We start from the raw sequence: 14,643 nt of genomic DNA on the forward strand, positions 1-14,643 counted from the left end.
ACAGGACCCGGGTCCGGTTCTCGGGTGGCGGAAAGGCACGAGCCCGGGGCCGCCGAAGCGGACCCGGGCTCGCGGTTGTTTCAGGCGGCGCCTCAGCGCCGCGTCTTGGGCAGATCGAACTGATCGGCCGCGCGGCAGTCGGCGTGGTTGCCGATCGCGTCCTTGCCGAGGTCTTCGAGCGCCTGCCGGGCCCGCCACCGGCCGAGGTTCCACGCGTACCAGGGCTCGGGCTCCGCGAGATCGTCGGCGATCCAGCTCAGCGTGCAGCGGCGTACCGCATCGGGCAGGTGGGTCAGCGCCGGTGTCGCGTCGGCGGAGAGGGCCCGCAGGTACCAGGCGTCGATCTTGCCGGTCTGCTGGTAGCGCACGGCGTTGCGGCTGGCGACATAGCCCTCGGGGTCCAGGACCGCGAGGCCGAGCAGCATGCACACGGCGAGGCCGACGGTGGCCCGCGGGATCCACCGGCCCTGCCACCGGATGCCCGCGGCCGCGATCAGGATGAAGATCACGCCGAGCAGCATCTCGGACGACATGACGAAGATGCGCTCGCCGGTGAAGCTGTAGACCCTCTGGTACTCCCACATGCGCGACAGCGCCGACACCACGATGATGACGCTCAGCCCGCAGAGCAGGCCGAGCAGGACGCGCAGCGCGACCCGCTCGATCTGCCGGTCCCGGCGGGCCCAGCGGGCCAGGGCGGCGAGCACGGCCAGGGACAGCAGGGTGACGGCGACCAGTTGCCAGAAGCCGCTCCGGGCGTACTCCGCGTAGCTGAGCCCGGAGGTGCTCAGCACGTGCCGGCGTCCGCCGAACAGCACGGTGAACTGCACCACCACGAACCCGGTGAAGAGCAGCACCAGCGCGGCGCAGGCGGGCGCCCACTCGACCAGGCCGAACCGGCCCGGGTGCTCGGTGTCCAGCTTGGACACGTCCGGCGGCGCCGACAGCGTGTAGGCACCGGCCACCGCGATCAGGCCACCGAGCACCGCGAGGAAGATCCAGCGGAACACCGAGCCGCCGTCGAAGTTGGGGATCGCCCGGTCGAGCAGCGTCGAGAACGCGACGTCGGCCGACGACAGCAGGGCACCGAAGACGAACAGGACCAGGACGGTGAGGCCGGCCGAGAAGCCGACCCGCCGGGCCATGCCGGGGTTGCGGCTCGCCCGCACGTGCTTGCGCACCCACGGCAGGCCGCGCAGCGCCGCGTACGGGGTCGCGACCACGCCGAACAGGATCGACCGGACCTGCCGGCCACCCACGATGGCCAGCGTCGTGCAGCCGAGCGCGCCGAGCACGCTGAACGTCACCAGCCACCACGCGTTGCGCACGGCCGGCACGAGCAGCAGCGCGAGCGCCGCCACGGCCCAGCCGGACCGGACCCACCGCTCGGAGCGGGACAGCTTCGCCGAGCGCCGGACCGCGAACGCGACGCCCGCCGCCAGCGCGAGCCAGGCGAGGAACCAGCCGATGCCGGAGGTCGTCAGCGGCAGGAAGAACGCGAAGCCGAGCGCGCCGGCGAGCACTCCGGCCGGTACGGCCATGCCCCGCGCCGCCGCCGGACCCGGCCAGTGCTTCTCGCTGAACGTCTTCTGCGGCGGCCGAGGCTGGTACGCGCCGAACGGGCCGACCGGATTCTGCGGCGGCACCAGCCGGGTGTTCGGGGCGGGCCGATACTGCTGCGGCGGCGCGGTGGGCGCGACCGGGGTCGGCGCGACGCGCGGCGGACCCGCCTCGGTGGCCGGGGCGGAGTCAGCCCCGGTGCCGGCGGCCACGGCGACCTTCACGGCCGGCTCGACGACCTTCACGGCCGGCTCGACGACCTTCACGGCCGGCTCGACGACCTTCACGGCCGGCTCGACGATCTTCGCGGCCCGCTCGGGCGGCTTCGAATCACTGGCAGTGACCACCGGGACGATGCCGGCCGGCGCCGGCGAATCGGCCTCCGGCGCGGGCTGCCCGCTCGGCGCCGGATCGGCGGCGGCCGGGGGCGCGGCGGCCGACGCCGCGGGGACCATCGGGACGAACAGCGCGTATCCCCGGGTACCGGAGGGAATCTGCACGGGAATCGCCCAGGCCGGCTCTCCGTCCGAACCCGGCCACAGCATCGACGGGATCGCATTTGTCGACGGCATGACCAGCAGTTGTGGTGCCGAGCCGGGCGCCGCGGCGGCGTCGGCGCTCGCGCCGGGCGCCGCGGTTCCTGCTTTGTCCGTCGGATCTTGTTGCACCGGTGACGACTCGGCCACGGCACCCCCTCGGTTGATCGGTTCGCACACTGTAGGGGGTGGGCGCACCAACTTCTACGTTGGAACGGGTCCGTATCGCCCCGGCGACCGAGAGTGACACGATTCGCGCCCCCATCGAGAGGCGTCTTCATGTAAAGATGTGCCGCTACCTTCCAGCGATTCCGATATAAGCGGAGCAGAGAATCCATGCGTAGAACGCGTTACAAGCTGCCGGCCCTGCCGGCGCTGGCAGTGGTCGCGGTCGCCGTCACCGCCACGGCATTCGCCGTCGGCACCGCCTCCGCCGAGACGACGACCGCGTCGGACACGGCCCTGGTCGCGACGCTCGATCAGGTGCTCGCCAACGCGCGGCTGGCCGGTTCCACCACGGCGCTGCAGGTCCGCGACGCGGCCAGCGGCGAGATCATCTATTCGCACAACGCCGACCAGCGGGTGATCCCGGCCTCGAACGAGAAGCTGATGACCTCCGTCGCGGCCCTCGAGGTCCTCGGCGCCGGCTACCAGTTCCACACGATCGCCCGCTACTCGGGCACCAAGAGCGGCAAGACCGTCTCCGGCAACCTCTACCTGCGTGGCCAGGGCGACCCCACCCTCACGTACGCGCAGTTCGACGCGATCGCCACCGCCGTCGCCCGGGCCGGCATCACCAAGTTCACCGGTTCCCTGGTCGCCGACGACACCTGGTTCGACCGCACCCCGCTGGGCCTGGACTGGTCCTGGCAGGACGAGCCGTACGGCGACAACGCGCCGATCTCGGCGCTGACCGTCGCCGCGGACGCCAACTACAACACCGGCGCCGTCGCGGTGCTGACCAAGCCCGGCAGCGCGGCGGCCAAGGCGGGCGTCGTGACGCTCGCGCCGGCCAACACGGTCGTCAAGATCGTGAACAAGACCGTCACCGGCAAGGCGGGCACGGCCAACACCGTCTCCGCCACCCGCTCGCACGGTACCAACACCATCACCGTGGCCGGCTCGATCCCGCTCGCCGGCGCCGCGAAGACCAGCCTGCTCTCCGTGCTGGACCCGACCCAGGTCGCCATCGGCGTGTTCCGCGACGCCCTGAAGCGCCACGGGGTGACGGTCACCGGGGCCAACACCACCGGCGCCACGCCCAGCACCGCCAAGACGATCACCGACCACGCCTCGATCACGCTGGGCAAGCTGCTTCCGTACTTCCTGAAGCTGTCCAACAACGGCCACGCCGAACTGCTCACCAAGGCGATGGGCCGGGCCAAGACCCCCGCCTCCGCCGGCAGCTGGAGCACCGGCCTGGCCGCCGGCACCGCCGCGCTCAAGGCCATCGGCGTCGACACCACCCGGATCACCATGGGCGACGGCTCCGGGCTGAGCCGCCGCGACTGGCTGACCACCGCCCAGGTCGCCACCCTGCTCCAGGCCGCACAGTCCCGCCCGTGGTTCGCCACCTGGTACGCGGCGCTGCCCATCGCCGGCGACCCCAGCCCGCTGATCGGCGGCACCCTCGCCAGCCGCATGCGCGACACCCCGGCCGCCGGCAACCTGCACGGCAAGACCGGAACGCTGACCGGCGTCAACGCCCTGTCCGGCTACGTCACCGACCGCAGCGGGCGCAAGCTGCTCTTCTCCTCGATCTCCAACGCCGCGCAGTCGAACGTGAGCGACATCCTGGACACCGCCGCGGTGGCCATGGCCAGCTCGGGCGGCCCGGCGGCGGCTTCGCTGCGGACCGAGCGGCTGCCGACGGTCCCCCGCCACGTCGTCACCCGCGACGGCGAGGACGTCGAGTGCTCCTGGGTGCCGAACGCCTGCTAGCCGCCCTTCGCCGACCCCCGGGGCGACCGCCCCGGGGGTCTCGAACAGGGAGAACTGATGTCGATTAGATCTACGTAGATTCCATCTACCTGAGCTTGGGTCGCATCATGACGTGGTGACGCGCAGGCCGCGGCGGGTGAAGTGCCCGGCGGCCGCGGCCAGTTGCTCCGCGGTCGCCGCGGGGGCGTCCGCCAGCGGATACCGCAGCCCGAGCTCGCGGTACTTGGCGACGCCGAGCCGGTGATAGCCGAGGATGTCGACCTGCTCGACGATGCCGCCCTCCCCCGCCGGGCCCCAGCCGGCGGCGATGTCGGCCACCCCGGCGACGTTGTCCGGGTCGTCGGTCAGGCCGGGCACGAGGACGTACCGGATGCGGATGCGGTTGCCGCGGGCGGCGAGCCGGTCGCCGAAGGCGAGGGTCGGCTCCAGGCCTACGCCTGTCACCTTCCGGTACGTCTCCGGGTCGCTGGACTTGACGTCGAGCAGCACCAGGTCGGTGTCGTCGAGCAGTTGATCGGTGGCCCGGGCGCCGAGGAAGCCGGCGGTGTCCAGAGCGGTGTGCAGCCCCTCCTGCTTGCAGCGGTGCAGGTAGGCCTCGATGAAGCCGCTCTGCAGCAGCGGCTCGCCGCCGGAGACGGTCACGCCTCCGCCGGACGCCACGATGAACGCCTTGAAGCTGAGCATCTTGGCGACCAGGTCGCCGAGGGTGACGCGCTGGCCGTTGCGGCCCTCCCAGGTGTCCGGGTTCTGGCAGTACAGGCAGCGCAGGGGGCAGCCGGCGAAGAACGTGACGAACCGGGTGCCGGGACCGTCGGCGGCGGTCGAGACGTCCCACGAGTGCACCAGCGCGACGGGTTCGCCGCGCGGCGGGCGCGGCTCGGCCGGGGTGATTCCCAGGTCGGGACGGTGGATGACGGAGGTGCTCACAGCGCACCGTGGAAGGTGCGGGAGAGGACGTCGCGCTGCTGTTCGGGCGTCAGGCGCACGAAGTTGACCGCGTACCCGGAGACCCGGATGGTCAGTTGCGGGTACTTTTCCGGGTGCGCCATCGCGTCCTCCAGGGTCGCCCGGTTGAGCACGTTGACGTTCATGTGGAACCCGTGGACCGTGGTGTAGCCGTCGAGGACCCCGACCAGGTTGCGCACCTGCTCGTCGCGGTTGTTGCCGAGGCCGTTCGGGGTGACCGTGGTGGTCAGCGAGATGCCGTCCTGGGCGTGCTCGTACGGCAGCTTCGCCACCGACATCGCCGCGGCGACCATGCCGTGCGTGTCGCGGCCGTTCATCGGGTTGGCGCCCGGCGCGAACGGCTGCCCGGCCCGGCGGCCGTCCGGGGTGTTGCCGGTGTGCTTGCCGTAGACGACGTTCGAGGTGATCGTCAGCACCGACTGCGTGTGCACCGCCTGCCGGTACGTCGGATGCTTGCGGATCTTGGCCATGAACGACTCGACCAGCCCGGCCGCGATGGTGTCGGCGCGGTCGTCGTTGTTGCCGTACGCCGGGAAGTCGCCCTCGATGGTGTAGTCGACGACCAGGCCGCCCTCGTCGCGGACCGGCCGGACGGTGGCGTACCGGATGGCCGACAGCGAGTCGGTGGTGACCGACAGGCCGGCGATGCCGCAGGCCAGCGTGCGCAGGATGTCGGTGTCGTGCAGGGCCATCTCGATGCGCTCGTAGGCGTACTTGTCGTGCATGTAGTGGATGATGTTGAGGGCGTTGACGTAGGTGGCGGCCAGCCACTCCATCATCGTGTCGAACCGCGCGGCGACCTGTTCGTAGTCGAGCACGTCGCCCGCAAGCGGTGGCAGCGCCGGACCGACCTGGGCGCCGCTGTTCTCGTCGCGCCCGCCGTTGATCGCGTACAGGAGGGTCTTGGCGAGGTTGACCCTGGCCCCGAAGAACTGCATCTGCTTGCCGACGGTCATCGCGGACACGCATCAGGCGATCGCGGTGTCATCGCCGAAGCGTGGCCGCATCAGGTCGTCGGACTCGTACTGGATGGCGCTGGTGTCGATGGACACCCGGGCGCAGAATTCCTTGAAGCCCTGCGGCAGCGCGGGCGACCAGAGCACGGTCAGGTTCGGCTCCGGCGCGGGGCCCAGGTTGTAGAGGGTCTGCAGGTACCGGAAGCTGCTGCGGGTTACCAGCGGGCGGCCGTCGGCGCCGATCCCGCCGATCACCTCGGTGACCCAGGTCGGGTCGCCGGAGAACAGCTCGTCGTATTCCGGGGTGCGCAGGAACCGCACGATCCGCAGCTTGATCACGAAGTCGTCGACCAGTTCCTGCGCCGCGGACTCGGTGAGCCGCCCCTCGGCGATGTCGCGCTGCAGGTAGACGTCGATGAACGTGGACGTGCGGCCCAGCGACATCGCGGCGCCGTTCTGCTCCTTCACCGCGGCCAGGTAGGCGAAGTACAGCCACTGGACGGCCTCGCGGCCGGTGCGGGCCGGGCCGGCGATGTCGTACCCGTAGGAGGCCGCCATCTGCTTGAGCTCGGCCAGGGCGCGGATCTGCTCGGAGAGTTCCTCGCGGCGGCGCACGGTGTCCTCGGTCATCGGCCGCGCCGCGCAGTCGTCCTTGTCGGCCTGTTTCGCGGTGATCAGCCGGTCGACGCCGTACAGGGCGACCCGCCGGTAGTCGCCGATGATCCGGCCCCGGCCGTACGCGTCGGGCAGTCCGGTGATGATGTGCGACCTGCGGGCGGCCAGGATGTCCGGGGTGTAGGCGTCGAACACGCCGGCGTTGTGGGTCTTGCGGTACTTGGTGAAGATCTCCGCGACGGCCGGGTCGGGCTCGTATCCGTACGCCTTCAGCCCGCCCTCGACCATCCGCCAGCCGCCGTTCGGGATGATCGCGCGGCGCAGTGGCGCGTCGGTCTGCAGGCCGACGATCAACTCGCTGTCCCGGTCGATGTAGCCGGGCCGGTGGCTGGTGATCGTCGACGGGGTGAGCGCGTCCACGTCGTAGATGCCGCGCTCCTGCTCGACCGGGAACATCGCCAGCAGCCTGTCCCAGATGCCCAGGGTCCGGCCGGTCGGGCCGGCCAGGAACGACGCGTCCCCGGTGTAGGGCTCGTAGTTGGCCTGGATGAAGTCGCGTACGGCGATGCCGCCGCGCCAGTCGTCGCCGGTGAACCCGCGCCACGGGTCCAGTCCGGTGGCTGTCGTGTCGAGAACTGTCGCGCTCATGTCGGCCCCCCTTCCCATCGTGGCCCTGTCACCGCGGGATGTCCGGCAAACGCCATCGGTCAGACATCGCCGTGGACCGCGCGGCTCCGTTCGGCGATCAGGCCGCTCAGGCCCCGGCCGAGTTCGTGCGGCCGCCGGGCCTCGGCGTGACGCCGGTGCCAGGCGGTGCCGTGGTAGGCGGCGATCATGAGTTCCCGCATGTCGTCGAGCATCGGCGCCCGCGGGTTGGCCGGCGCGCACTGGTCCTCGTACGCGTGCAGGGCCTGCTGCGGCAGCGCGGCGAGGAACTCCTGCTCGTCGACGCCGAGTTCGGCGAACGACGCCTCGATGCCGACCTCGGTCCGCAGCCGCTCGACCGCGGCGGCGAGCGCCTCCACCGCCTCCGCCGGGCTGTCGGCGGGCAGATCGAGCATGCGGGCGATCTCGGTGAACCGCTGCGGTGCCCGGTAGTTCTCGTACTTCGGCCAGCCGGACAGCTTCGCCGGGGCGCTGCCGTTGTAGCGGATCACGTGCGGCAGCAGCACCGCGTTGGTGCGGCCGTGCGCGATGTGGAAGGTGGCGCCGAGGGTGTGCGACATGGCGTGCACGATGCCGAGAAAGGCGCTGCCGAAGGCCATCCCGGCGATCGTGCCGGCGTTGTGCATCCGCTCCCGGGCGTCGGGGTCGCCGTCGACCACCGACTGCTCGATGTTGGCGAAGATGAGCCGGATGGCGTGCAGGGCGAGGCCGTCGGTGAAGTCGTTGGCGTAGACCGACACGTACGCCTCGATCGCGTGGGTGAGCGCGTCGAAGCCGCTGTCGGCGGCGATCGCCCGCGGCATGCTCGCGGTCAGCGCCGGGTCGACGATCGCGACCGTCGGGGTCAGCGCGTAGTCGGCGAGCGGGTACTTCTTGCCGGTGCGGTGATCGGTGATGACCGCGAACGGCGTCACCTCCGCCCCGGTGCCCGACGTGGTCGGCACGCAGACCAGGCGGGCCCGCTCGCCGAGGGCCGGGAAGCTGAAAGCCCGCTTGCGGATGTCGAAGAACTTCTGCCGCATGTCCTCGAAGTCGACCTCCGGGTGCTCGTACTTGAGCCACATCACCTTGGCCGCGTCCATCGCCGAGCCGCCGCCGAGCGCGATGATCGTGTCCGGGCGGAACGAGCGCATCAGCTCGGCGCCGCTGTCGACGGTGGTCATCCGCGGTTCCGGCTCCACGTCGTCGATGATCTGCAGCACCACCCGGTTCGGGTGGCGCGCCAGGACCCGGCTGATCCGGTCGACGAATCCGAGCCGGGTCATCGTCGCGTCGGTGACGATGGTGACCCGCTGCACGTCGGGCATGTCGGCGAGGTATCGGATGGCGTGCGGCTCGAAGTAGATCTTCGACGGCACCTTGAACCACTGCATGTTGTTGGTGCGCCGCCCGATCCGCTTGATGTTGATGAGGTTGACCGCCGACACGTTGTCCGACACCGAGTTGCGCCCGTAGCTGCCGCAGCCCAGCGTCAGCGACGGCAGGAACGAGTTGTACATGTCCCCGATGCCGCCCTGCGAGGTCGGCGAGTTCCAGATCACCCGGACCGCCTTGACCCGCTTGCCGAACTCGACGACGAGTTCCTCGTCCTCGGTGTGTATCGCCGCGCTGTGTCCGAGCCCGTGGAACTCCACCATCTCGGTGGCGGCCCGCAGCCCCTCCTCCCGCGAGCCGATCCGCAGCACGGCCAGGACCGGGCACAGCTTCTCCCGCGTCAGCGGCTCGTTCGGGCCGACCTCGCTTACCTCGGCCAGGATCACCGAGGTCTGCGGCGGGACGCTGAATCCGGCGTGCTCGGCGATCCAGGCCGGGGACTTGCCGACCACGTCGGGGTTGAGTTTCGCGCCGCCGCACGCGGTGCCGTAGGCCGCGATGCCGAAGATGAACTCCTCCAGCATCCGCTTCTCCTCGGCCGAGGCCAGGTACGCGTGCAGTCCGCGGAACTCCTCCAGCGTGGCGTCGTAGATGGCGTCGTCGACGAGCGCCGCCTGCTCGGAGGCGCAGACCATCCCGTAGTCGAACGACTTCGACAGCACGATGTCGTTGACGGCCCGCGGGAGTTTCGCGCTCGCCTCGATCCAGGCCGGCACGTTGCCGGCGCCGACACCGAGCGCCGGTTTGCCCGCCGAGTACGCCGCCCGCACCATGTTGTTGCCGCCGGTCGCCAGGATCGTGGCGATGCCGCTGTGGTGCATGAGGGCGGTGGTGGCCTCGACGGAGGGCCGCTCGATCCACTGGATGCAGTTCTCCGGCGCACCGGCCGCGATCGCGGCGTCCCGGACGATGCGCGCCGCGGCGGCGCTGCACCGCTGCGCGGCCGGGTGGAACGCGAACACCATCGGGTTGCGGGTCTTGAGCGCCAGCAGGGCCTTGAAGATCGTCGTCGAGGTCGGATTGGTGACCGGGGTGATGCCGGCGATCACCCCGACCGGGTCGGCGATCTCGGTGATCCCGGTGATATCGTCCTCGCTGATCACCCCGACGGTGCGCATGTTCGCCATGCTGTGCGTGACGTGCTCGCACGCGAAGAGGTTCTTGACCGCCTTGTCCTCGAAGACGCCACGGCCGGTCTCCTCGACGGCGAGCCTCGCCAGCGCGGCGTGCTGGTCGAGGGCCGCCACCGACGCCTTGTTGACGATGTAGTCGATCTGCTCCTGATCGAAGGCGTCGTAGTCGGCGAGGGCTTTCAACCCGGCCGACACCAGCCCGTCGATCATGATCGAGACGTCTGATGGTGCTGTGGTGGTCGACTGATCCGCGGCCATGGTTCTGTCACCTCAACGGTTGTCGCGACGGGCCCGGGCTCTCCGTTCGAGGATGAACCCCGCCGGCCGCCGCGACCCGCCGAATCGAGGGATATCAACGCCCGGCCATCGAAACATCCCGGAGTAATTCAAACAAAAAACAACATTTACAATCGGATATTGACTGCATCAACCAGCGGGCGTAATTTTCCGTTTACAAGGTCGACCACCGTCAATGTCTGCCATGCCGGCACTGCGCAGACGGTCGTCAGGAGTGCATCCCCATGCGCAGACTCCGCTCCCCGCTCCTCTCCCTCTCCGCGACTCTCGCCCTCGTGCTCGGCACGCTGCTCGGCGTGCCCGGCGCGGCCTCCGCCGCCACCTCCCTGCCCTGCGACATCTACGGCGCGGCCGGCACCTCGTGCGTCGCCGCGCACAGCACCGTGCGGGCGCTCTTCGCGGCGTACGCCGGGCCGCTCTACCAGTTGACCCGCGCCTCCGACCACGCAACACACGACGTCGGCCTGCTGGCCGCCGGCGGATACGCCAACGCCGGCGACCACGACGCCTTCTGCAACGGCACCACCTGCGGCATCACCAAGATCTACGACCAGACCGCCCGGCACAACGACCTGACCGTCTCGCCCGCCGGCACCGCCGGGCCGGCCGACTACCCGGCCGACGCGAGCGAGATCGCGATCACCGCCGGCGGCCACAAGGCGTACGGCATCTGGATCTCGCCCCAGCACGGCTACCGGCGCTACGTCGGCTCCGGTGTCGCGCAGAACGGCGCGCCCGAGGGCATGTACATGGTGGCCAGCGGTACACACGTCGGCTCCGACTGCTGCTTCGACTACGGCAACGCCGAGGCGCAGGTGGCGGACACCGGCAACGGGCACATGGACGCGGTAAGCATCGCCACGACCTGCTACTTCGCGCCGTGCACCGGGTCGGGGCCGTGGGTCGAGGCGGACCTCGAGAACGGCATGTTCCAGGGCGCCAACGGCTCCAACACGGCAAACCTGGGCAACAGCAGCACCTTCGTCACGGCGCTGCTGAAGAACAACGGCCAGACCACGTACGCGCTCAAGGGCGGCAACTCCCAGTCCGGCGGCCTGAGCACCTGGTGGAACGGCGCCCTGCCCAACCGCGGCGGCTACATCCCGATGCACCAGGAGGGCTCGATCATCCTCGGCACCGGCGGTGACAACAGCAACCGCAACATGGGCACGTTCTTCGAGGGCGTGATGACCGCGGGCTACCCGACCGACGCCGCGGACAACGCGGTGCAGGCCAACATCGTGTCGGTGGGTTACTCCGGGCAGACCAACGTGCCCAACGGTCCGAAGGGGACGATCGCCGGCCCGGGCGGCAGGTGCGTCGACGTCGCCGCGAACGACACCGGCCAGAACCTCGCCGCGGTGCAGCTGTGGGACTGCCAGTCCTACGCGTCCGACCAGCGCTGGACGCACTTCGCCGACACCACGCTGCGCACCCTGGGCCGCTGCCTCGACATCAACGGCAACGGCACCGCCAACGGCACCCAGCTCGAGCTCTACGACTGCAACGGCGCCGGCGGCCAGAAGTGGGTGCAGCAGGCCGACGGCTCGCTGCGCAACCCGCAGTCCGGCCGGTGCCTCGACTCGCCCAACGGCGCCACCGGCAACGGCACCCGGCTGCAGATCTGGGACTGCAACTCCTCGGCGGCGCAGAAGTTCGCCGTCAACGGCGGCGGCGCCACCGTCGGGCCGGCCGGCCGGTGCGTGGACGTCGCGGCCGACGACAGCGGCGGCAACGGTACGGCCGTGCAGCTGTGGGACTGCCAGTCGTACGCGATCGACCAGCACTGGTTCCACAACGCCAACGGCTCGCTGCGTACCCTGGGCCGCTGCCTCGACATCGTCGGCAACGGCACGGCCAACGGCACCCAGGTCGAGCTGTACGACTGCAACGGCGTCGGCGGCCAGGCCTGGCAGCAGCAGGCGGACGGCTCGCTGCGCAACCCGCAGTCCGGCCGCTGCCTGGACGCACCCAACGGCGCCTCGGCCAACGGCACCCGGCTGCAGATCTACGACTGCAACGGCAGCGCCGCGCAGAAATTCGCCCTGGGTTAGGTGAGCATCCCGGTCCCGGGCACCCCGTGCCCGGGGCCGGGCGTCAGGTCCGTGTCGCTCAGAAGGTGGCGATCGGGTTGACCGGGCTGCCGGACGTGCCGGCGAGGCGGACCGGCGCGACCGCGAGGTGGAAGTCCCACTGGTCCAGCTCGGCGGCCGTCGCCGCGCACGCCTCCAGGTCGCAGTTGTCGAGCAGCCACAGGCCCATCGCGACGAGACCCACCGCGTGCACCGGCATCAGCACGTCCTGGTAACCCGACGGCTGAACCTCCTGGGGCGTGTCGGCGCCGATCAGCGCGACGCCGCGCTCGTGCAGCCACGGCAGGCAGGACGCGTGCCAGCCGGCCTGCGTGATGCCGCCGGCCGGACCGGTCTCGTGCCGGGAGCGGCCGTAGCCGGTCCGCAGGAGCACCGCGTCGCCGGAGCGCACCCGCACGCCCTGGCGGCGCTCGGCCTCCTCGAGATCCTCGGGAAACACGCCCTGCCCCGGTTCCAGCCACGGCACGTCGCGGACCCGCGCGATGTCCAGCAGCACGCCGCGCGTGATGATCCCGTTCGCCGCCGCCGTGACGGCCGCCCACGCCGATCCCGTCGCGGCGTCGACCATCGAGTGCGGCCGGCCGTTGTACATCGTGCCGTCCCAGAAGATGTGGCACGGCGAGTCGAGGTGGGTGAGGGTGTTGCCGTGGAAGGTGATGCCGAGCCGCTCGGACGAGAAGCCCCAGCGCCGGTCGGCGTGGAAGGCGGCGGGCATGTTCTCGGCGCCCGGCATGTCGGCGGTGCACGGGAACGTCGTCGTCGACCGCTTCATGTCCGCCGGTGCGGCGACCTCCCACGCGCACGACACGCTCCTGCCGTGGCGCACGGCGCAGGCCGCCGCCAGCCGGACGTCGTCGCAGATGTGGTTCAGGGTGCCGAGTTCGTCGTCGTCACCCCACCGTCCCCAGTTCGACAGGGTGTTGAAATACCCGAGCACGTCGTCCTGCGTCGCCGTCATCCCAGCATCGCCTCTAGGTCGCGGTGAAGATCACGGCGCGGCCGGCGGCCGCAGCTCGCTGGTAGAACCGCCGGACGTCGAAATGCACACCCAACACGACAATGATCGTACGTGGTCGCCGGTCGCGCCGCCGGGGCGCCACTTCAGCGTGATCGACGCCGGCACCTGACGCCTAATCGGGCGGGTTCCGGATCGTCTGCAGCTTGCGGGCGACATCGGACGCCTGCGGATGGTCGGCGTTCATGAGGATCTTGTACGCGTCCTCCCAGCGCTCCCGGGCCGAGGCGTTGTCGCCGATCGCCTGATGGGTGTCGCCCAGGTGGATGTCGAGCTGGGCCTCCAGGATCGGGTCGGCCATCGCCCGCGCCAGCCGCAGGCCGAGTTCGTAGTGGTCGGCGGCCACCTCGTAGTACCCGAGGTCGTGGTTGGCCCGGCCGAGGGTGTCGTGGGCGACGGCCTCGCTCGCCGGGTCTCCGGCCTGCCGCTGCAGCGCGACCGCCCGCTCGTGGTGGTGCAGGGCCTGCTGCGGGGCGCCGAGCTGGGCGTGGTACCAGCCGACCGCGTTGCTCGCCTTGCCCTCCCAGCCGGGGTGGCCGAGCTCCGTCCACAACGCCAGCGACCGCTGGGCGTGCTCGAGGGCGCGTTCGTGTTCGGCCTGCAGCCAGCACACGTACGACAGCACGTACTCGGTCTCCGCCTCGCCGGGCCGGTCGCCCGCCGCCCGGCACATCTCGGCGGCCCGGCGCAGGTGCGTGTGCGCCTCGGCGAAACGGTCGAGCCGGCCGGCGACGACGCCCAGGAAGCGATGCGCGTGGGCGACCGCCGGGCCGTCCATCAGCGCCGTCGCCGCCCGCAGCGCCACCGCCCACGCGACGCCCTCGTCGTGCCAGTGGCGCTGTTCGTACAGGAACGTGTCCAGGGCCCAGCCCAGCTGCCACGCCTGCCGGTCCAGCCCCGTTTCCCTGGCCTGGCGCAGGGCGGCCAGCAGCACCGCCCGTTCGGTGCCCAGCCACGCCAGCGCGGCCTGCGCGTCGAACGGCTCCCTCGGCCCGGCGACCGCGGCGGTCAGATCCATCGGGCTCGGCGGGCGGGTGGGGTTCAGCACCCGATCCGCCTGATGCGCGGTGTGCGTGTAGTGGTCCAGCAGCCGGGTGAGCGCGTCCCGGCGGTCCTGTTCGGTGTCGCTGCCGTGTGCGAGCTCGGCGGCGTAGACGCGCAGCAGGCCGGGCAACTGGTAGCGGCCGGGCGCGGGCTCGGTCAGCAGGCTGGCGTCGGTGAGCTCGCGCAGCGTCCGGCGCGCCCGGCGCCCGTGTACCCCGGCCAGCGCGGCCACCGCGTCGGTGCCGATGTCGGCGCCCGCGGTGAGCCCGAGCAGGCGGAACAGCCGGGCGGCCGGAGGGCCGAGCGCCCGGTACGACCAGGAGAACACCGCCCACACGCCGTCGAGGGTGGCGGAGCCCGGGTGCCGCAGCTCGGCGGCCGGTACAGCCGGCGTTCCATGTTGGCCCGCATCACGTACCCGAGGAAGCCGTGCAGCTCGGTGGCCGA

General features: G+C 71.1%; 7 protein-coding genes and 1 pseudogene. 2 read left to right on the forward strand and 6 right to left on the reverse strand.

What is annotated here, in order from left to right:
• Positions 1–92 precede the first annotated feature (92 nt).
• On the reverse strand, positions 93–2,228 hold the full coding sequence (locus AB0F10_RS23050) for a DUF4153 domain-containing protein (protein ID WP_360628477.1): 2,136 nt from the start codon (positions 2,226–2,228) through the stop codon (positions 93–95).
• Between the two features lie 204 nt (positions 2,229–2,432).
• Between AB0F10_RS23050 and dacB the strand changes: the two genes are divergently transcribed.
• A complete protein-coding gene (dacB, locus tag AB0F10_RS23055; RefSeq protein WP_360628479.1) occupies positions 2,433–4,037 on the forward strand; it encodes a D-alanyl-D-alanine carboxypeptidase/D-alanyl-D-alanine-endopeptidase in 1,605 nt (534 codons plus the stop codon).
• A 105-nt stretch (positions 4,038–4,142) separates the two neighbouring features.
• On the opposite strand, the gene pflA is transcribed toward dacB, so the two are convergent.
• From pflA to adhE, 3 genes and pseudogenes are all read right to left on the reverse strand, one after another.
• On the reverse strand, positions 4,143–4,964 hold the full coding sequence (gene pflA, locus AB0F10_RS23060) for a pyruvate formate-lyase-activating protein (RefSeq protein ID WP_360628481.1): 822 nt from the start codon (positions 4,962–4,964) through the stop codon (positions 4,143–4,145).
• Positions 4,961–7,222 (reverse strand): annotated as a pseudogene (gene pflB, locus AB0F10_RS23065) (formate C-acetyltransferase). The gene pflA and the pseudogene pflB overlap by 4 nt, the downstream one beginning before the upstream one ends.
• Positions 7,223–7,281: 59 nt before the next feature.
• Positions 7,282–10,005, reverse strand: a complete 2,724-nt coding sequence (adhE, locus tag AB0F10_RS23070) for a bifunctional acetaldehyde-CoA/alcohol dehydrogenase (RefSeq protein ID WP_360628483.1) — start codon at positions 10,003–10,005, stop codon at positions 7,282–7,284.
• Between the two features lie 263 nt (positions 10,006–10,268).
• Between adhE and AB0F10_RS23075 the strand changes: the two genes are divergently transcribed.
• Positions 10,269–12,098: an arabinofuranosidase catalytic domain-containing protein gene (locus AB0F10_RS23075; RefSeq protein ID WP_360628486.1), complete on the forward strand. Its 1,830-nt coding sequence runs from the start codon at positions 10,269–10,271 to the stop codon at positions 12,096–12,098.
• A 58-nt stretch (positions 12,099–12,156) separates the two neighbouring features.
• Here the strand turns inward: AB0F10_RS23075 and AB0F10_RS23080 are convergent, their stop codons facing one another.
• A complete protein-coding gene (locus tag AB0F10_RS23080) occupies positions 12,157–13,095 on the reverse strand; it encodes a cyclase family protein (RefSeq protein WP_360628489.1) in 939 nt (312 codons plus the stop codon).
• A gap of 172 nt (positions 13,096–13,267) precedes the next feature.
• Complete coding sequence (locus AB0F10_RS23085; protein ID WP_360628492.1) at positions 13,268–14,170, reverse strand: tetratricopeptide repeat protein; 903 nt, start codon at positions 14,168–14,170, stop codon at positions 13,268–13,270.
• Positions 14,171–14,643: the final 473 nt, after the last annotated feature.

The organism is Actinoplanes sp. NPDC026623, from assembly GCF_040638275.1.
Lineage (GTDB): Bacteria > Actinomycetota > Actinomycetes > Mycobacteriales > Micromonosporaceae > Actinoplanes.